Consider the following 18,572-nt stretch of genomic DNA (forward strand, 5'->3'; position numbering starts at 1 on the left):
CACTCGTAAAGGCACTGCGTACCCTCGATTGCCCTCAGTCCCGGGGCGGCCGGCCCTCAGAGAGCGCCGTCTCGACCTCCCGCACCACCTGCCACAGGGGCGCTCCACGCCGCGCGACCACGACGACCACGTCGTCCTGCGCCGCCCGGGGCCGCCGTTCGTCGCGGGCGGCGGCCGGGTCGCAGAAGGCGGCCTGCACATGGTTCAGCGCGTGGTCCACCGCCGTACCCGCGTCGCCCCGGCCGTCCGAACGCAGCCACGAACGCAGGGCGTTGTTGTGCGCCGCCACCACCGCCGCCGCGATCACGTCCGCCCGCAGTGTCCCGTCGCGCCGCCCCGTGAACCGGGCGCGCAGATACCCGGCGAGGGCGCGCTCGTAGCGCCACACCACCGACAACTCGTACGCCCGCAGCCCCGGCACCCGCTTGGTGATCCGGTAGCGCTGGACGGAGAACGCCGGGTTCTCGGCGTACATCCGCAGGACAAGCCGGGCCGCGTCGCAGGCCCGTCGCACGGGCTCGTCCTCCTCGCCGCCGGCGGCGAGGAAGGCCGTCATGTCGGTCAGGTACCGCTCGTGGTCGGGGAAGACCACGTCCTCCTTGGAAGGGAAGTAGCGGAAGAACGACCGCCGTCCGACCCCGGCGAGCGCCACGATGTCGTCGACGGTGGTCTGTTCGTAGCCGCGCTCCAGGAACAGCCGGAACGCCGCCGCCACGAGGGCCTCCCGCATGGGCGGCCGTCCGGCCGTCACCCGCGCCTTCTCGCCGCGGCGGGGCGCGGCGCTGCTGGAGCTCATGGACGGGAACGTAGCACCCGGACGGGCACCGATGGCACTCGGTGCAGCATGGCGGGGGAACCGAGTGCAACGGGGGGCACCGGGCGGCCCGCGCAGTAACCTTTCCCCACCTTCTTCCGCTCCCGTCGGTCCCACCGGACACCACGTTCCAGGAGACGCCCATGCCGCCCGTTCGTTCCCGTCTGCTCTACGTCACCGACCTGGCGTACCCGGCCCGCGGGCGCCGCTACTGCGACGAGGACATCCGGCTCACCTCCCGCCTGCGCGAGGACTTCGACCTGGCCCTGTGCCACCCCCGGGACGCCGCCGCGCTGATGGACGCCTTCGACGCCGTCGTCGTCCGCAACAGCGGACCCGTCCTGGAGTACCGGGAGGCCTACGACGACTTCCGGGCCCGGGCCCTGGCCGGCAAGACACGGGTCTACAACCCGCTCACCGGCCGGGCGGACATGGCCGGCAAGCAGTACCTCCTCGACCTCAGCGCCGCCGGCCGCCCGGTCATCCCCACCGCCGACCGGCCCGAGGACCTGCGCCGGCTGCCCGTGGCCGACCGCTACGTGGTCAAGCCCAAGCTGGGCGCCGACTCCATAGGCCTGCGCACCGTTCCCGCCGGGGAACTGCCCGGCCTGGCCGACGGCAGCGTCCTCGTCCAGCCGCACATCGACTTCGCCTACGAGGTCTCGTTCTACTTCGTCGACCACGACTTCCAGTACGCCCTGTACGCCCCGGACCCGGAACGGCGGTGGGAGCTGCGCCCCTACGAACCCTCCCGCGAGGACCTGGAGTTCGCCCGGAGCTTCGTCGAGTGGAACACCCTCGACCACGGCATCCAGCGGGTCGACGCCTGCCGTGCCCCGAGCGGCGAACTGCTGCTGGTCGAACTGGAGGACCTCAACCCCTACCTGTCCCTGGACGCCGTCGACGACACGCGCCGGGAGGCCTTCGTCGCCGCGCTGAAGTCCTCCCTGCGCCGCTTTCTCGCCGCCACCGGGTGAGCCCCCCGCCCGCCGCATCGCGGGCGGCGCCGAACCGGCGGGGCGGCGCCCGCGTATCACTCCTCGGGATGGGGCCCGGACGCAGAGCGTGAGGAGTGCGGTGTGTCGACACCGCCCGGACACGGACAGCCGCACGGAGGGCCGCCCGTTGAGCACCGGGCGCTGCTGAAGGACGAGCAGGCGCTCGTGGCGGGCAAGCGCGGTGCGACGCGGTTGGGCTTCGCGGTGCTGCCGTGCCGGGCGGGGCCTACGCCGGTTGCGCCGGCACCCGGAGGTCCAGCACGCAGACGTCGTCGCGGCGTTCGCTCTCCAGCATCGAGGCCAGCAGCGGTCCCAGCGCACCGGCCGGGTTGCTGCGGCCGGCCGCGGCTGCCGCGGCGAGTCGCTCCAGTCCCTGCTGGATGCCCTCGCCGGGCCGCTCGACCAGACCGTCGGTGTACAGCAGCAGCCGGTCGCCCGGCTCCAGCCGGCACTCCGCCTCCTCGAACACCGGCGTTCCGGTCGCCCCCAGCAGGACACCGCGCGGACGGTCGAGGTAGCGGGGCTCGCCCCGGCGCAGCAGCAGCGGCGGCGGGTGGCCCGCCTGGGCCCACAGCAGACGGCGCTCGGCCGGCTTGTAGCGGGCCAGCACCATGGTGGCCGTGCGGCGGGTGTCCCGGGAGTGGAGCAGCAGGGTGTTCAGCCCGAGCAGCGTGTCCGTCAGCGCCGAACCGGTGAAGATCATGCCCTTGGCCGTGAAGCGGAGCTGGGCCATGGTGGCCACCGCGTCGATGCCGTGCCCGGCGACGTCGCCGATCACGAACAGCGCGTCGCCGCCAGGCAGTTCGATCGCGCTGAACCAGTCACCACCGACGTGGATCCCGGACTGCGCGGGCAGATAGGCCACGTCGACCCGCAACCCGGCCAGGCGCACGGGCCGCCGCGGCAGCGGCAGCAGCGCGTGCTGGAGCCGGCCCGCCAGCGTCCGCTCGGCCTGCAGGATCCCGTGCTGCGCGAGGATCGCCCGCTCGCTCTCGACCAGGGCGAGTTCGGCGCTGCGCTGCGCGGTGAGGTCCTGCACGAAGCCGTGCACCTGGACCGGAGTGCCCTCGGCGTCCGGGACGGCCTCGGCGACGAGCCGCAGATGCCGCACCCCGACCGCCGTCCTGACCCGGAACGGCACGTCGAACGGCTTGCCCTCGGTGAGCAGTTCGCGCACCACCCGGGCGAGCCCGGGTTCGTCCTCGGGCAGGGCGAGCTCCGGCAGCTCGGCCAGGCGGACCGGGCCGTCCCCGGGGTCGCGGCCGCACAACTCGTAGACCTGGTACGACCAGACCGCCTCCTGGGTGACCAGGTTCCAGGTGGCCCAGCCGAGGCGGCCCAGCCGCTGGATGTCCGCCAGGCGCTGCTCCTGCCGGTCGGAGGACTCGTGCCGCATCCAGGTGACCACCAGGCCGTCGCCCAGCCGGGCGGCCCGCACCGAGTACGTGGACAGCTCCTGGCCGCCCGCCACCAGCTCCTGCCGCGCGAACGGCTCGCCCTCGTAGGGCTCCCCGCCGGTCAGCGTGTCCAGCCAGCCCTGCCACAGTGGCTCCCGGGCGACGGCCGGCCAGCACTCGAGGACCCGCCGGCCGACCAGTTCGCGTCCGCTGCGGCCGACGGTGTCGACGGTCTGTGCCGTCGCGGCGTCTATGCGGTAGTCCTCGACCTCACCCGCCGCAGACCGCAGCGGGGCGAGCAGCAGTGTGGTGCCGGGCAGCGCGTCGAACAGGGCGCGGACGACCTTCGCGGCACCGTCCGCGGCGTTCGCCACGGTGGGCTCCGGTGGGGCGGCGAAGGCACGCAGTCGGCCCGCGCACAGCCGGGTCACCCCGCGCAGCAGCTCCCGGACGTCCGGGGGGAACGGGCTCTTGCGGTCGCGCAGCACACCGATGACGGTGTCCGCCGCGTCCCCGTTGAGCACGGGCAGCCAGGCGCGGGTGCGCCACGGTCCGGTCGGACCCTCGATCCACAGGTGCCGCCTGCTGTCCTCGGCGAGGTCCTCCAGCCACAGTTCCTCGCGGGTGTCGAGGGCGTGGCGCGCGGCCACCGCGCTGACCGGCGGCACTTGCCGCCACAGGCCGGCGAGCGCGTCGTCGATGCCGGCGTGGCCGATCAGCTCCAGCCCTCCGGAGGGGAGCCTCCGGTAGATCACCACCGCGGCGGCCCCCACGGGCACGGCGAGGTGGTCCAGCAGGCACCGGGCGAGGTCCCGCGGGGTGCCGACGTGGACCAGGGCCCGGCCGAGCACGGCGAGGACGCCGGGGCCGCCGCTCCCACCCGGGCCGCCGCTCCCTGCCGGGCCGTCCGTCCCGGTCTCGGCGGGCTCCGGCCGAGCGGAGGAGGGCGCGGCGCCCTCGGGCGCGGTGGAGGGGGCGACGGGCGCGGGCGCGGGTACGTGGCCCGGCCGGGACTCAAGGGCGCCGAGCGTGATCCAGCACTCCTCCATGAGCGTGCGGTTCCCGGCCTTGGACCGCGCCAGCAGTTCCTCGTAGGCGGCCTCCGCGGCGCAGCCGGTCAGCGCCATCAGCGCCCCCTTGGCCCGCTCCAGTACGGCCGAGGTCGCCGCCTGGTCCTGGAGCCGGTCGAGCTCGGCCCGCTGCCTGGCCACCACCTTGGCCAGCGCCGCCATGTCGGGGGCGGTGCCGGATTCCGCGGGAACGGCGGGCTCGCTGGTCACGCGTCGAGCATCGCACATGCCGGCAGGTCCGATCACCGGATTGCCGGCCCGGATTCACACGGGACCCGGCGCTGGGCGAGCGCGGCACACGCGCGGCCGGGACGACTCACCGGTGTCCGGCGCGCTCCACGAGCGCGTCCGTCACCGCGCGCACGCCGCGGGCGATGTGCTGGAGTTGCAGCAGTTCGGCGGCGTACAGCTTGATCGTGTGCTCGATGACCGACTCGGGCACGCCGAACCGGGGCAGCTCGGCGCGCGCGGTCTGCAGGGCGGTGCGAGCCACCCGGGTCTCCTGCTGGACCTGTATCTGGGCGTGGCGGGCGAGCAGCACGGGGTGGCGGATCAGCGCGGGGTAGCTGCCGTAGCGTGCCGGGACCAGTTCGCGCAGCCACTTGGCCGCGGAGCGCTCCCAGTCGTAGCTGCCGGGGGTCTTGACCTGGCGGGGCCAGTCCGGGCTGAGGCGCGTGGTCGTCGGGGGCATGGTCATCGCTTCCGGTGTGCGGCGTCGTGGAGGGGTGGCACGACGAGGTGAGCGGCCCCGGCCTAGGGGATGACCGGGGCCGCCGCGGGCGCTCGCGCAGGCGATGCCCGACCGGCACCCGTGTGCCGACGCCGGTGGGAGACGGCGGCTCGGAGTGCCCGTGCAGGGTGTGGCACGTACCGGGGTTGGGCCGGGTCGTGATCCGTGAGCAGTATTTATATATGCCGTCCGCTTGGCAAGGCGTATGTAAACATTCATGCCTGCTTGCATTGCACGGCTCGCCGACGGCGATCTCCCGGTGCCGCGCCGACCGCGGGAGCCCGGTGGTGGGCCGGTCAGTCCCGGAGGAAGAAGTGGTGCTGGTCGGCGATCTGCTCGTACTCCTCCAGCCGGGCCTGGGTCCGTTCCGGATCGGCGTCGGTCATGGCCTGGAGCAGCGCCGCGCACATCACCCCGGGCGCGGCGTACGAGTCGAAGACCAGGCGGGAACCGGTTCCGGTGGCGAAGGTGACGTCGGCCTCGTCGGCCACCGGCCCGAGAGCCAGGTCGGTGATCACGGCCACCTTGAGCCCGGCGTCGCGGGCGACCCGGACGGCGGCCAGGGTCTCGTGGGCGTGCCGGGGCATGGAGAACGCCAGCACCCAGGTGCCGCCGGCCTCCCGGGCCTGCAACAGCGCGTCGTAGGCGACGCTGCCGCCGCGGGTCACCAGCCGCACGTCCGGATGGATGCGCCGCGCCGCGTAGGCGAAGTACTCGGCGAGCGACCCCGAGATGCGCAGGCCGAGCACGGTCAGCGGGGTCGAACGCGACAGCTCGCGGCCGGTGTCGATCACGAGGCCGGGGTCGGCGAAGTCGCGGCGCAGGTTCTCCAGGTTCCCGATCTCCGCGTCGACGGCCGCCTGGAGCTCGTTGCTCCGGTCCTGCACGGCCGTGTCCGGCCCGCCCGCCAGCGTCCGCAGCGCGATGGACTGGAGCCTCTCGCGCAGCGCCGGGTAGCCGCTGAAGCCGACCGCCGCGGCGAACCGCGTCACCGACGGCTGGCTGACGCCGACCCGGTCGGCGAGCTCCGTGATCGACATGAACGCCGCCTCGGTGATGTTCTCGATCAGGTACTGGGCGATGCGGCGCTGCCCGGGAGACAGGTGTGGCCCGTCAAAGATCGTTCTGAGCTGGGACGCAGGGGCGGCCTCCGCCCGTGGAACCGTCTTGCCCGAGGTGATCGCGGACGCCTGTGCGCGCGCCTGCTGCGGCGATGGCACCGAGGCGCCTCCTTTGTCTCCCACAGAGGCCCAACATAGTCCAACAGGGCCGAGGCACCCGCCGCGTCGGACGGCCGGCCCGCGGCCGTCCGACGCGGTGCGCGAAGTCGGACACGGCGCGTGGCCCGGCCGCCGCTGAGGGCGGGCTCATGCCGCGCGCGTGCCGGACGGCAGGGCCGACTCGGGCACGATCAGGTCCGCGCGGGACCGGGTCGCCGCGACCAGGTCCGCGTTGCGCTGGTCGGTGCCCAGCACCCAGGCCACCGCCGCCCGGTGCGACTTGCCGAACTCCTCGTGGCGGGCGACCAGGCGGCGTACCCGCTCCGGCTCGTCGAGCTCGCAGAACCACACCTCGTCCAGCCGGGGCCGCACCCGCGCCCAGGGACCGGTGTCCAGCAGCAGGTAGTTGCCCTCCGTCACCACCAGCCGGGCCGACGGCGGTACCGGCACGGTGCCCGCGACGGGCTGCTCCAGGACGCGGTCGAAGCCGGGCGCGTACACCGTCTCGTCCGTCTCCTCGCGCAGTCGGCGCAGCAGCGCCGCGTACCCCGCCGCGTCGAAGGTGTCCGGCGCGCCCTTGCGGTCCCGGCGGCCGAGCCGGTCGAGTTCGGTGTCGGCGAGGTGGAAGCCGTCCATCGGGACGTGCGCCACCCATGGCTCGCGGCCCCCGTCCCCGTTCAGTGCCCGCACCAGGTGCTCGGTCAGGGTCGACTTGCCCGCGCCGGGGCTGCCCGCGACACCGAGGATCGCCCGGTGTCCGGCACGGGGGAGGGCTCGGGCACGGGCGAGGAGGTCGTCGAAGGTCAGCGGCACACGGCACAGTGTGTCACCCGGTCGGCGACGACGGATTGCGGCGCCGCCGGGAGGACGCGTCCGCGCCACCGGCGTACGCCCGCCGCCGGGAGCACGACGGCCGCGGGACGGACGCCGGTTCGCCGCGACAGCGCGTCAGATGTGGCATCGGCCGTATGTGGCACTCGACACCCTCTCAATGCCGCGATGCGGGGAAAGGTGCCTTTATGACAGAGCTCGGTCTGCCCGAAGACATCACCGTCTGCCTCTTCGACCTCGACGGGGTGGTCACCAAGACGGCCGTGGTGCACGCGGCCGCCTGGAAGGAGACGTTCGACGCCTTCCTGCGCGAGCGGGAGGGTGCCGGCTTCCGGCCCTTCGACCCGGTCGCCGACTACGACGAGTACGTCGACGGCCGCCCCCGCGCCGACGGGGTGCGCACCTTCCTCGCCTCCCGCGGCGTCGAGCTGCCCGAGGGCAGCCCCGACGACCCGCCGGACGCGCGGACGGTCAACGGGGTCGGAAACCGCAAGAACGAACTCCTCCTGGAGAAAATCCGCACCGAAGGCGTGGAGGCGTACGAGGGCACCCTGCGCTACATCGCGGCCGTCCGGGCCAAGGGCCTGCGGACCGCGATCGTCTCCTCCAGCGCCAACACCCGGGACGTCCTGCACTCCATCGACGCCGAGCACCTCTTCGACGTCCGCATCGACGGAGTGGTCGCCCGCGAACGCGCGCTGCCCGGCAAGCCCCGCCCCGACACCTTCCTGGCCGCCGCCCGCGACCTGGGCGTGGACGCAGGGCGGGCCGCCGTCTTCGAGGACGCGCTGGCCGGCATGGAGGCGGGCCGCTCGGGCCGCTTCGGATACGTCGTCGGCGTCGACCGTGTGGGCCAGCGCGACGCGCTGTACGCGCACGGCGCCGACGTGGTCGTCAAGGACCTCGCCGAACTTCTCGGCGCGGGAGGAGGAACCCCGTGATCACCCACCGTTCGTACGCCGTCGAGCCGTGGACCGTGCGCGAGACGGAACTCAGCCTCGACGTGCTCGCCCAGAGCGAGTCCGTCTTCGCGCTGTCCAACGGGCACGTCGGCTGGCGCGGCAACCTCGACGAGGGCGAACCGCACGGACTGCCCGGCTCCTACCTCAACGGCGTGTACGAGGTGCACCCGCTGCCGTACGCGGAGGCCGGGTACGGCTACCCCGAGTCGGGCCAGACGGTCATCAACATCACCAACGGCAAGGTGCTGCGGCTGCTCGTCGACGACGAGCCGTTCGACCTGCGCTACGGCCGGCTGGTCTCCCACGAGCGCACCGTCGACCTGCGCCGCGGAGTGATGGAGCGGACCTGCGAGTGGATCTCCCCGGCCGGTACGACGGTCCGGGTGCGCTCCACCCGTCTGGTCTCCTTCACCCAGCGTTCGATCGCCGCGGTCGCCTACGAGGTGGAGCCCGTCGGCTCCCAGGCCCGTGTGGTCATCCAGTCGGAGCTGGTGGCCAACGAGCAGATGCCCCAGTCGGACGGCGACCCCCGGGCGGCGATGGTCCTGGAGTCCCCGCTGGAGCCGGAGGACGACTTCGCCTCCGGCAAGCGGCTGCGGCTGGTCCACCGCACCCGGCACAGCGGCCTGCGGGTGGCCGTGGCCGCCGACCACGTCGTCTCCGGCCCCGAGCACACCACGACCGACAGCGAGAGCCATCCCCACCTGGCCCGGCTGACGGTCACCTCCGTCCTCGAACCGGGACAGCGGCTGCGGGTGGAGAAGTTCGTCGCGCACGGCTGGTCCGGCGCCCGCTCCCTGCCGGCGATGAGTGACCAGGTCGACGCGGCCCTGGCGGCCGCCGCGCACGGCGGCTGGAGCGGCCTGGTCGACGAACAGCGGGCGTACCTCGACGACTTCTGGTCCAGTGCCGACGTCGAGGTGGACGGCGACGAAAAGATCCAGCAGGCCGTCCGCTTCGCCCTCTTCCACGTCCTTCAGTCCGGCGCCCGCGCCGAGGAGCGGGCGATCGCGGCCAAGGGGCTGACCGGCTCCGGCTACGACGGGCACGCCTTCTGGGACACCGAGATGTTCGTGCTGCCCGTGCTCACCTACACCTCGCCCGACGCCGTGACCGAGGCGCTGCGCTGGCGGCAGAACACCCTGCCCGCCGCCCGGGAGCGCGCCGCCCAACTGGGCCTGCGCGGCGCCGCGTTCCCCTGGCGGACCATCGAGGGCCAGGAGGGGTCGGCGTACTGGCCCGCCGGCACCGCCGCCTTCCACGTGAACGCCGCCATCGCGCACGCCGTGGTGCGCCACGTGGCGACGACGGGCGACGAGGACTTCGAACGCGACACCGGAGTCGAACTGCTGGTCGAGACGGCCCGGCTGTGGCGCTCGCTGGGCCATCACGACCACCACGGCACCTTCCACATCGACGGCGTCACCGGCCCCGACGAGTACAGCGCGATCGCCGACGACAACACGTACACCAACCTGATGGCCCGGGCGAACCTGCTGGCCGCGGCCGACGTCGTCGAACGCCATCCGAAGGAGGCGGAACGGCTCGGCGCCGACGACGAGGAGAGCGCCACCTGGCGGGACGCGGCCGAGGCCATGAACATCCCGTACAACGCCGAGCTGGGCGTGCACGAGCAGCACGCGGGTTTCACCCGCTACCAGCGCTGGGACTTCGCCGGCACCCGCGCCGACCAGTACCCGCTGCTGCTGCACTTCCCCTACTTCGACCTGTACCGCAAGCAGGTGATCAAGCAGGCCGACCTGGTGCTGGCGATGTACACCTGCGGCAGCGAGTTCGACGACGCGCACATCGCCCGCAACTTCGCCTACTACGAGCCGCTGACCGTACGGGACTCCTCACTGTCGGCCTGCGTGCAGGCCGTCATCGCCGCCCAGGCGGGCCATCTGCGCCTGGCCTACGACTACGCGGCCGAGGCCGCCCTCATGGACCTGGAGGACCTGGAGCACAACACCCGTGACGGGCTGCACATCGCCTCCCTGGCCGGTACCTGGCTGGCGCTGGTGGCCGGGTTCGGCGGCACCCGCAGGGCCGGAGAGGAGCTGTGGTTCTCGCCGCGGCTGCCGGAGAAGTTCAGCCGGCTCGCCTTCACACTGCAGTTCCGCGGCCGCCGGCTGCGCGTGGAGATCATCCAGCAGAGCGCCACGTACTCGCTGCTGGGCGGGCCGACCCTGACGATCCGTCACCACGGCACCCCGGTCACGCTCCGCCCGGGCGCCGCCACGGCCCACCCGGTCCCGCCGCCGCAGCACCTGCCGGCCCCGGAACAGCCCCCGCACCGCGAGCCCAACGCCCGCTGACGCGTGCGCCGCTCGCCGTACGGGACGCAGTCGGCCTACGGGACGATGTGCGCCAGCAGGCACAGCATGTCGCCCGTGGCGTCGGCGGCGCCCAGGACGGGCAGGGCACCGAGGGCGAGGACGGCCGCCGCGACGGAGCGCAGATGCGGCGGTGGGGCGGACTGGAGCGCCGCGATACGGCGGGTGACGGCGCGGTCGGTGAAGCCCAGCGCGCAGGAAGGCTCCGCCCGCCCGGCCATGAGCGCCGCGCGGGCGAGCGCGCGGGCGGTGGTGGTGCGGTCGCCGACCGCCGCGGCGGCCCGCTCGTCCGCCCAGCGCTCGACGAGGAAGGCCACTTGGTCGCGGACCGGCCCGAGCAGCGGGTTGGCCGCGAAGGCCAGCGTGGCCGCGGTCACAAGCAGCGCGTGCCGGTGCGCCAGATGGGCGCGTTCATGGGCGAGCAGAACCCGGCGCTCGACCGGCTCCAGCGCGCCGAGCATCGCCGCGGTGACCAGGATCCGGCCCGGTGAGCCGGGGATGGCGAACGCCCGCGGCACGGGCGAGGCGGCGACGATGAGTTCGGTGTCCCCCGGCTGCCCCTCGCTCAGCCGCCGCAGCGCGCGGCGCGTGGTGTACTCGGCGCGGACGGCCCGCCACAGCCGGTGGGCGATCAGCGCGAGGGCCGGGCAGGCGGCGATTCCGATCACCTCGGGCACCGGCTCGGGGATCGCGTGGCCGGTCTCCCGGGCCTCGGCGACGACCGGCGAGGCGTCGTTGAGGAGGGTGGCGGCCAGCAGGACGAGGGACCACACGGTGGTGGCGGCCGTCACCGCGGCGGCGGCGGTCAGCACGCGCGCGGCCAGGGCGGGAGCCACCCGCCGGCCGACCACGGGGCTGATCGCGGCGAGCAGCGCGGACAGCGCCAGCGGGGTGTAGACGTCGACCGTCACGCCGGTCCTCCGGTGAGCAGCTCGCGCAGGGCCCGCTCCTCCTCGGCGCTCAGCCCGGTCACGAACTGCTGGAGGGCGGCGATCGGGTCGGGGCCGCGGTCCAGGGCGTCGTGCATCGCCTGCGCGGTCAGCTCGGCCGCGTTCTTGGCCGGCCGGTAGGCACCCCGCCGCCCGTCCACGTCGCGCAGCACCAGGCCCTTGTCGTACAGGCGTTTGAGGATGGTGTGCACGGTGTTGTAGGCCAGGCCGCCGCCGATCTCCAGCTGGATCTCGGCAGGGGTGAGCGGGTGGTCCGTGGACCACAGGGCCGCGAGGACCTCGCTCTCCAACTCGCCCGAACTGCGCCGTTCCACCCTGCCGTGAGGCCCTCTTCCAGCCATGCCCTCAACCTTACAGCGCGTAGGGGTTCAGGCCATCGGCGGTGCCCCGCCCGGCGCGTGGGCGCGGCGCGGGTTAGTTTGTCCCTGTTTTTCCTGACGTCCTACCTGTTTCCCGACGTCCTGCTTGTTTCTCTGACGTCCTATCCGGTTCCTGCTTACCTGGTTCCTGCGCCGGCGGCGCGGAACGCGGGCAGTCCGAAAACCCGCGGTGCGGGGGTGAGGGGTGGAGATGGCCGACAGTACGCACGCCATACTCGCCGGTGCGCGGCGAGCGGGACCGGGGTCCGGCTCCGCCCGCGTCCGACGGGCCCGCGGCGACGTCCTCGTGGCGGCCGTGGCCGCCGCCTTCACCCTCGCCCAACTCGTCCTCGTCCGGCCCGGCATGGGCCTCGGCTGGGACGAGTCCGTCTACGTCAGCCAGGTCAGCGGACACGCGCCGGCCGCCTACTTCAGCGCCCCGCGGGCCCGTGGCGTCCCGCTGCTGGTCGTGCCGGTCGCCTCCTGGTCGTCGTCCACCACGCTGCTGCGCGTCTACCTCGCGGTGCTCTCCGGGCTCGCCCTCTACCTGGCCCTGCGCGTGTGGCGGCACATGTTCAGCTCCGGCGTCCTGGCCCTGGCCGGCGCCCTGTTCGCCTCCCTGTGGGTGACGCTGTTCTACGGTCCGCAGGCCATGCCCAACTACTGGGTCGCCATCGGCGCCCTCGCCTGCGCGGGTTGCTACCTGCGCGCCCGGACCGGCCCGCGGGACCGCGCCGCACTGTGGGGCATGGCCGGCGGTGCCGCCCTCATGGCGTTGATGCGCCCGATGGACGCCGTCTGGGTGATCCTGCCCCTGCTCGCCCTCGCCCTGCTGGAGCGGCGCTGGAAGCCGCTCGCCGCGCTGCTCGCCGGACTGGTCGCCGGATCCGCCGAATGGGTGATCGAGGCGTACGTCGGCTACGGCGGCCTGTTCCAGCGGCTGTCCGACGGCTCCGCCATACAGGGCGGCCTGGGCTGGCACTTCGCCGTGACCGACCAACTGCGCAGCCTGGGCGGGCGCGCCCTGTGCCGCCCGTGCACCGGCGCGCAGCCGAACCCGGCCATCACCGCCTGGTGGTACGTCCTGCCGCTGCTCGCCCTGCTGGGCCTCGTCCTCGCCGTGCGCGCCCGGCGGACCCCGCCCACGCTGGTCGCGGTGGCCTGCGCGGCCACGGCCGCCTTCCCGTACCTGTTCATGATCGGATACGCGGCGCCCCGCTTCCTGCTGCCCGCCTACGCCCTGCTCGCGATCCCGGCCGCCGACGCCCTCCTCCACCTCGTCAGAAGGCCGAACGGCAGATGGCGGCCCCTCGTCGTGTCACTGGTCGCCCTCGGGCTCGCCGGGCACATGGCCGTCCAGTACGCCGTCCTCGCGCACACCGTCCACCGCACCACCGCCGATCGCCGCGTCTGGTCCGGCACCGCCGCCACGCTGCACCGCCTCGGAGTGCGCCCACCCTGTCTGCTCACGGGTGAGGAGGCCATCCCGATCGCCTTCTACACCGGCTGCGGCTCCGCCGCGACCACGGGACCCAACACCAACAGCACCCCGGCGGCCATCCAACAGGCCGCACGGCGCCTGCCGGTCGCCGCCCTCACCACCGCCGACGGCACCCCACCCGCGTACGCCCGCACCTGGCCCTCCCACCGCTTCGGAGACCTGCGCCTGTACGTCGCCCCCCAGGCAGTCAGGAACACCGGCCCCTGACGCCCCGGCTCCGCCCGTCCGTCACCAACGCGCTGGGCCGGCGGGCCTGATGGGACACCGGCCGCCGACCGTCCTGGTGAGCGCCGCGCCGGCCACCATCGCCGGGAAACCGACCGTCGCCGACCGTCGCCGACCGTCGCCGACCGTCGCCGACCGTCGCCGACCCGGGACGGCTACCGGCGGCCGTCGCGGTCACGCTCGCCACCCAGGCACGTTCGGCCGTTGCCCAGCAGGGCGCGGTGGCCGAGCCGCTGCCCGGCGGACGGCTCGTGACCGCGCGGTTCGCCGCCGGGGGCGTCAGCCCCCGTCGTCCGTCGCCGGCCGGTCCCGCCGCGGTGGCCCGCGTCGGGGTGGGGCGAAGCCCTCGTCGGGCAAGCCCCGGCGCTGGGCGTCACGCGGGGCGTCATGCGGGGCGTGATCGTCCTCGGCCACCGGGGTCCTGGCCCGCAGGCTCCTCCACCGGGCCTCCGGCTCTCGTCGTCAGGTCGGACACGAGGCCGGCGGGGAGCCCCCAGGTCGCCGCGCACAGGCACACCCCGAGCCAGCCCGTGGCGAACAGCCAGCCGCCGACCACGTCGGTGAACCAGTGCACTCCGAGATACACCCGGGTCAGCCCCACCAGCGCGCCCCAGCAGCCGATCACGAGGCAGACCGCCGTACGGCCGCGCGGGGGGCGCACGGTCAGCGCCAGGATCATCAGCCCGGCGGTCAGCGCCGAGGTGGTGGCGTGCCCGGACGGGAACGACCAGCCCGAGGCGTGGGTCGCCCAGTCCTGCCGCGGCGGACGCGGCCGGGCGACCAGCTCCATCAGGCCGTAGCGCACGGCCTGGCCCGCCGCCAGGCAGCCGAGGCCGAGAGCGGCCGCGGCCGCACGCTGCCGGGCCGTGCGGCCGACGGCGAGGCCTGCCAGCGCCACGAGCAGGTAGGGGACGACACCCGTCCCCGTGGCGGTGAGCCCGCGGGCCACCGCCACCGCCATCGCCGGGCGATGCCCGAGGGACCAGGAGAGCAGGGTGTCGTCCACGGACAGGGGGGTGCCATGGCCGCCGACGACCAGTCCGAGCACGGCGAACGCGGCCCAGGCGCCGAGCCCGGCGCTGCCCGCCAGGTCGGCGGTGTCCCGGGGCCTCATGACACCAGCAACGGCCGCAGCCGTGTCGAGGCCAGGCGCCGGGCGAGTGGCTCCGGCCGGCGCAGCAGCGCCTTCATCACGACGTAGGCCACCAGGGCACCGGTGAGGAGCCCTGCCGCCACGTCGTGCGGGTAGTGGGCGCCGACCCAGACCCGGGAGGCGGCCATCGCGACGGCGGCCACGCAGGCAATCGCGCCGAGCCGGCGCGAGACGAGGATCAGTGCCACAGCGGCCGCGGCGGCGATCGCCGCGTGATTGCTGGGGAAGGACCAGTCGGTGCGGGCCGGACAGGCCTCGAGGGTGACCACGTGCAGCGTGCGGCACGGGCGCACCTCGCGCACGAGCAGCTTCACCAGCGAGTTGACGGCGTAGGCGAGGACCACGACGAGCGGCACCGCCAGGGCCGCGACCGCCGCCCCGGCGCCCACCCGGCGTGAGCGCCACCAGACCGCCAGCATCAGCACGGCGAACACCGCCAGGCCGTAGGCCGACCACACCGTCACCAGGTCGTCCCACCACGCGGGGGAGCGGTGGGCCAGGCCCACCACGTCCGAGTACAGGGACCCGTCGATGGACGAGCCCGACAGGGCGAGGATCATCCGCGCGCCTCCTTGGCCTTCGCGGCCTGGCGCGAGCGCAGGACCTCCGGGACGAGCGGGATCAGCGACACGATCACGACGAGCCCGATCACGGGGAGCAGATACTTGTCGATGTTGGGGACGGAGGAGCCGAGCGCGTACCCCGCGAGGATGAGGCCGACGCTCCAGACGAGACCGCCGACGACCTGCCACAGGGTGAATGTACGGGTCGGCACGCCCAGGGCGCCCGCCATCGGGTTGAGCACCGTACGCACCACCGGCACGAAACGGGCCAGTACGATCGCCTTCGCGAACCCGTACCGCTCCAGGAGTTCCTCGGCGCGCTCGGCGCCCTCGTGCAGGCGCTGGGACTGGCTGCGGGCGAGCAGGGCGCCGCCCGCCTTGCGGCCCAGCAGAAAGCCGCACTGCGAGCCGGCGAGCGCGCCGACGACGGCCGCGACCAGCAGTGGGGCGAGCGCCGGCCTCACACCCCGGTCGGCCGCGCCGGTGCACAGCAGGCCCGCGGTGAACAGCAGCGAGTCGCCGGGCAGGAAGAAGCCGATCAGGAGCCCTGTCTCGGCGAACATCACCACGCCGACGCCCAGCACGCCGAAGGCGGCCAGCAGCGACTGGGCGTCCAGCACATTGACAGCGAGCTGCGACGACAGGTGCGGGGGTGCGATCATCGTCGCGAGCCCTTTCCGTCGGGTCGGCGGGCGCGCGGCTGAGGCACCGGCCGATGACTACAAATCTGTAGACCGTCTACGTCACTGTAGACGATTAGTGCCGCCGAAGCGTTCCCGCGATCACCCGCACGGGTGAACCGGTTCGCTCGACCGGACCCCGCACACAGCGTGTACGGGGCGGGAACGGCTGTGACCGAGGACTCCCGTGCGCACACCGACCTTTACCGGTCCATTGCCGCTTCATGGCCAGCCGACCACACGCCTGCAGTCATGATGGATCACGAAGTTAGGCATGCCTTCTCTAACCCGGTCCCGGAGTGGCCGGGGCGGCGTGCCAGGGAGGGCCGTACGGCATGTGGGACGACGCGTTTCCGAGTTTCCTGATCGGACTGCGAGAGGGACTCGAAGGCGGACTGATCGTCTCCATCCTGGTCGCCACCCTGGTCCGGGCCGGAGCCAGGCCCCGGCTGCCGCAGGTGTGGACCGGCGTCCTCGCGGCCATCGCGCTCGCGATGAGCTTCGGCGCGGTGCTCACCTTCACGGCGGCCTCGCTGTCCGCGACCGCGCAGGAGGCGTTCGGCGGCGCCCTCAGCGTCGTGGCCGTCGCGTTCGTCACCGCCATGGTGTTCTGGATGCGCCGCTCGGCCCGCAGCCTCTCCGGTGAGATCAAGGAGAAGGTGACCGGCGCGCTCGGCATGGGCGCGGGCGTGCTGATCCTCACCTCCTTCCTCGCGGTGGGCCGCGAGGGCCTGGAGACGGCCCTGTTCCTGTGGACCACCGCCCGCGCGGCCGGCGAGTCCGTGGGACCGCTGACGGGCGCAGGGATCGGCCTGGTCCTGGCGGCCGGCCTGTGCTGGGGCCTGTACCGGCGGGTACTGAAGATCAACCTCACCAGGTTCTTCACCGCCACCGGCGCCGTACTGATCGTGATCGCGGCCGGCGTCCTCGGCTACGGCCTGCGCGACCTCCAGGAGGGCGGAGTCCTTCCGGGCAAGGCGGCGTACGCCGTCGACCTCGGCCGCACCGTCGACGCGGGCTCCTGGTACAGCACCCTCGTCCAGGGCGTCTTCAACCTCACCCCGACGATGACCTGGCTCCAGGTCCTCGGCTACGCCGGCTACCTCGCCCTGGTGATGATCCTCTTCGTCCGGGGCGTACGCACCACGAAACCGGCGCCCGCCACGGCGCCGCCCAGCAGCGCGGCGTCCGCCCTGCCGGTGTCCGACCGGGGCGCCGGTGCCGAGCGAGGGCCTCGGACAGCCGTCGCGAGTGGGCCGCGCGGTGCAGCCGGGGCCCTGGACGAAAGCACCGCCGGGCCGGCGGCCGATGCCGGGCCGCACGCCGGTGCCGCCGCAGCGGCGACGACCGAGACGGCGAGCGAGGCGCCCGTCACCTCCGGGGCCGAGACGCCCGCCGAGACGCCCTCGGTCTTCGTGGCCGAGGCGCCCGCCGCCTCCGGCGCCGCCGCGTCCGGTGGCCCCGGGACCGACGCGTCCGGTAGCGGTGCCGGTGGGGCGCGCGCCGAGGGTGCCGACCCGTCGCACAGGCCGGACGGCGGCGTTCGCCAGACCCCGGCCGAACCGCCCGCGGTGGCTGCCGTCGCCCGTCGGAAGCGTCCCGTCTGGGTCGTACCCGTGGCCGTCGTCGCCGTGCCCGCGGTCGTCGCCGGGCTCGTGGTCGCCCTGGGGCGGCCCAAGCCCGCCGGGACCCAGACGGTCGCCGTCTCGGAGACCGAGTGCGGCAACGGCTTCACCGCGCCCAAGCCGGGACGGCAGACGTTCCAGATGCACAACACCGGGGCCAAGACGTCCGAGGTGTACCTGATCGACCCGGCCACCAACGCGGTCTACGGCGAGATCGAGGGCCTGGCCCCCGGCACCACCCGGGACCTGGTCGCCACCGTCGCGGGCGGCAGCTACGCCTGGCGCTGCGTGCCCACCGGCGGCACGGCCGTCACCTCCAAGGCCGTCCGGGTGGGCGGCGGGGCAGGGGCCAGGGCGGTCGTCCCGGTGTCCGAGCAGGACCTCGCCACTCCGCTCGAGGAGTACAAGCGGTACGTCGACCGGGGGCTGGCCACGCTCGTCGCCCAGACCGGCAGGCTGAACGCCGACATCCAGGGCGGCGACCTCGACGCGGCTCGCACCGACTGGCTGACAGCCCACCGCACCTACTCCTCCCTCGGTGCCGCCTACGGCACCTTCGAGGACTTCGACAAGAAGATCAACGGTCGGCCCGACGGGCTGCCCGGCGGAGTGGACGACAAGGACTTCACCGGCTTCCACCGCATCGAGTACGGCCTGTGGCACGGCCAGGGCGCGGACCGGCTGAGGGCCCCCGCCCAGCAGCTCGCCGACGACGCCGCCGGCCTGCGCAAGGCCTTCCCCAGGCAGGCGTTCGCCCCGGGCGACCTGCCGCTGCGCGCCCACGAGATCCTTGAGAACACCCTCCAGTTCGAACTCACCGGCCAGGCCGACCAGGGCAGCGGCACCGAGCTGGCCACGGCCGACGCCAACCTCGCCGGCACCCGCGAACTGCTCACCGTGCTCAAGCCGCTGCTCACCTCCCGCGCCCCGCACCTGCTGCCCACCATTGACGCGGACACCGCACGGCTGCGGCGGCTGCTCGACGCGGCCCACCACGGCAACGCCTGGACCCCCGTGAACCGGCTCGACGCGATCACCCGGGCCCGTCTCGACGGGGCCACCGGACAGCTCCTGGAGGACCTCGCCCCCGTACCGGACCTGCTGGAGATCCGGAAGTCCGCCTGATGACCGCACCGTGCGCCGAGACGCCCGAGACCA

General features: G+C 73.9%; 15 protein-coding genes. 5 read left to right on the plus strand and 10 right to left on the minus strand.

Annotated features, from left to right (window positions below):
- Nucleotides 1-34: 34 nt before the first annotated feature.
- Entirely contained in the window at nt 35-796 is a 762-nt protein-coding gene (locus ACFY4A_RS13270) for a TetR family transcriptional regulator (protein WP_390829528.1), read from the minus strand.
- A gap of 161 nt (nt 797-957) precedes the next feature.
- Here ACFY4A_RS13270 and ACFY4A_RS13275 point away from each other — a divergent pair, with 161 nt between their 5' ends.
- Nucleotides 958-1,791, plus strand: coding sequence for a hypothetical protein (locus ACFY4A_RS13275; RefSeq protein WP_390829529.1), 834 nt, complete (start codon nt 958-960; stop codon nt 1,789-1,791).
- 247 nt (nt 1,792-2,038) lie between these two features.
- On the opposite strand, the gene ACFY4A_RS13280 is transcribed toward ACFY4A_RS13275, so the two are convergent.
- The 4 genes from ACFY4A_RS13280 to ACFY4A_RS13295 form a co-directional block, all read right to left on the minus strand.
- On the minus strand, nt 2,039-4,441 hold the full coding sequence (locus ACFY4A_RS13280) for a SpoIIE family protein phosphatase (protein WP_390829584.1): 2,403 nt from the start codon (nt 4,439-4,441) through the stop codon (nt 2,039-2,041).
- 154 nt (nt 4,442-4,595) lie between these two features.
- Entirely contained in the window at nt 4,596-4,976 is a 381-nt protein-coding gene (locus ACFY4A_RS13285; RefSeq protein ID WP_390829530.1) for a hypothetical protein, read from the minus strand.
- Between the two features lie 329 nt (nt 4,977-5,305).
- On the minus strand, nt 5,306-6,229 hold the full coding sequence (locus ACFY4A_RS13290) for a MurR/RpiR family transcriptional regulator (protein WP_390829531.1): 924 nt from the start codon (nt 6,227-6,229) through the stop codon (nt 5,306-5,308).
- A 147-nt stretch (nt 6,230-6,376) separates the two neighbouring features.
- A complete protein-coding gene (locus tag ACFY4A_RS13295; RefSeq protein WP_390829532.1) occupies nt 6,377-7,042 on the minus strand; it encodes a nucleoside/nucleotide kinase family protein in 666 nt (221 codons plus the stop codon).
- A gap of 206 nt (nt 7,043-7,248) precedes the next feature.
- Between ACFY4A_RS13295 and ACFY4A_RS13300 the strand changes: the two genes are divergently transcribed.
- The gene (locus tag ACFY4A_RS13300) at nt 7,249-8,001 is read left to right on the plus strand and encodes an HAD family hydrolase (protein WP_390829534.1); all 753 of its coding nucleotides are present in this window, start codon (nt 7,249-7,251) and stop codon (nt 7,999-8,001) included.
- Nucleotides 7,998-10,340 (plus strand): glycoside hydrolase family 65 protein, encoded by a 2,343-nt coding sequence (locus tag ACFY4A_RS13305; protein ID WP_390829535.1) that lies wholly within the window; start codon nt 7,998-8,000, stop codon nt 10,338-10,340. Before ACFY4A_RS13300 ends, ACFY4A_RS13305 begins: the two co-directional genes overlap by 4 nt.
- Before the next feature lie 35 nt (nt 10,341-10,375).
- Here the strand turns inward: ACFY4A_RS13305 and ACFY4A_RS13310 are convergent, their stop codons facing one another.
- A complete protein-coding gene (locus tag ACFY4A_RS13310) occupies nt 10,376-11,269 on the minus strand; it encodes a M56 family metallopeptidase (protein WP_390829536.1) in 894 nt (297 codons plus the stop codon).
- A complete protein-coding gene (locus ACFY4A_RS13315) occupies nt 11,266-11,649 on the minus strand; it encodes a BlaI/MecI/CopY family transcriptional regulator (protein ID WP_390829537.1) in 384 nt (127 codons plus the stop codon). Before ACFY4A_RS13315 ends, ACFY4A_RS13310 begins: the two co-directional genes overlap by 4 nt.
- A 229-nt stretch (nt 11,650-11,878) precedes the next feature.
- On the opposite strand from ACFY4A_RS13315, the gene ACFY4A_RS13320 reads away from it, so the two are divergent.
- Nucleotides 11,879-13,375: a hypothetical protein gene (locus ACFY4A_RS13320; protein ID WP_390829538.1), complete on the plus strand. Its 1,497-nt coding sequence runs from the start codon at nt 11,879-11,881 to the stop codon at nt 13,373-13,375.
- Nucleotides 13,376-13,778: 403 nt separating this feature from the next.
- On the opposite strand, the gene ACFY4A_RS13325 is transcribed toward ACFY4A_RS13320, so the two are convergent.
- The 3 genes from ACFY4A_RS13325 to ACFY4A_RS13335 are packed head-to-tail and all read right to left on the minus strand — an operon-like array spanning nt 13,779 to nt 15,771.
- Nucleotides 13,779-14,507: a phosphatase PAP2 family protein gene (locus tag ACFY4A_RS13325; protein ID WP_390829539.1), complete on the minus strand. Its 729-nt coding sequence runs from the start codon at nt 14,505-14,507 to the stop codon at nt 13,779-13,781.
- A complete protein-coding gene (locus ACFY4A_RS13330) occupies nt 14,504-15,106 on the minus strand; it encodes a phosphatase PAP2 family protein (protein ID WP_390829540.1) in 603 nt (200 codons plus the stop codon). The genes ACFY4A_RS13325 and ACFY4A_RS13330 overlap by 4 nt, the downstream gene beginning before the upstream one ends.
- On the minus strand, nt 15,103-15,771 hold the full coding sequence (locus tag ACFY4A_RS13335; RefSeq protein WP_390829541.1) for a DedA family protein: 669 nt from the start codon (nt 15,769-15,771) through the stop codon (nt 15,103-15,105). The genes ACFY4A_RS13330 and ACFY4A_RS13335 overlap by 4 nt, the downstream gene beginning before the upstream one ends.
- Nucleotides 15,772-16,124: 353 nt before the next feature.
- Here ACFY4A_RS13335 and efeU point away from each other — a divergent pair, with 353 nt between their 5' ends.
- Nucleotides 16,125-18,539, plus strand: coding sequence for an iron uptake transporter permease EfeU (gene efeU, locus ACFY4A_RS13340; RefSeq protein WP_390829542.1), 2,415 nt, complete (start codon nt 16,125-16,127; stop codon nt 18,537-18,539).
- Nucleotides 18,540-18,572: the final 33 nt, after the last annotated feature.

The organism is Streptomyces sp. NPDC001292 (genome assembly GCF_042896465.1).
In the GTDB taxonomy this organism is placed as follows: Bacteria; Actinomycetota; Actinomycetes; order Streptomycetales; family Streptomycetaceae; genus Streptomyces.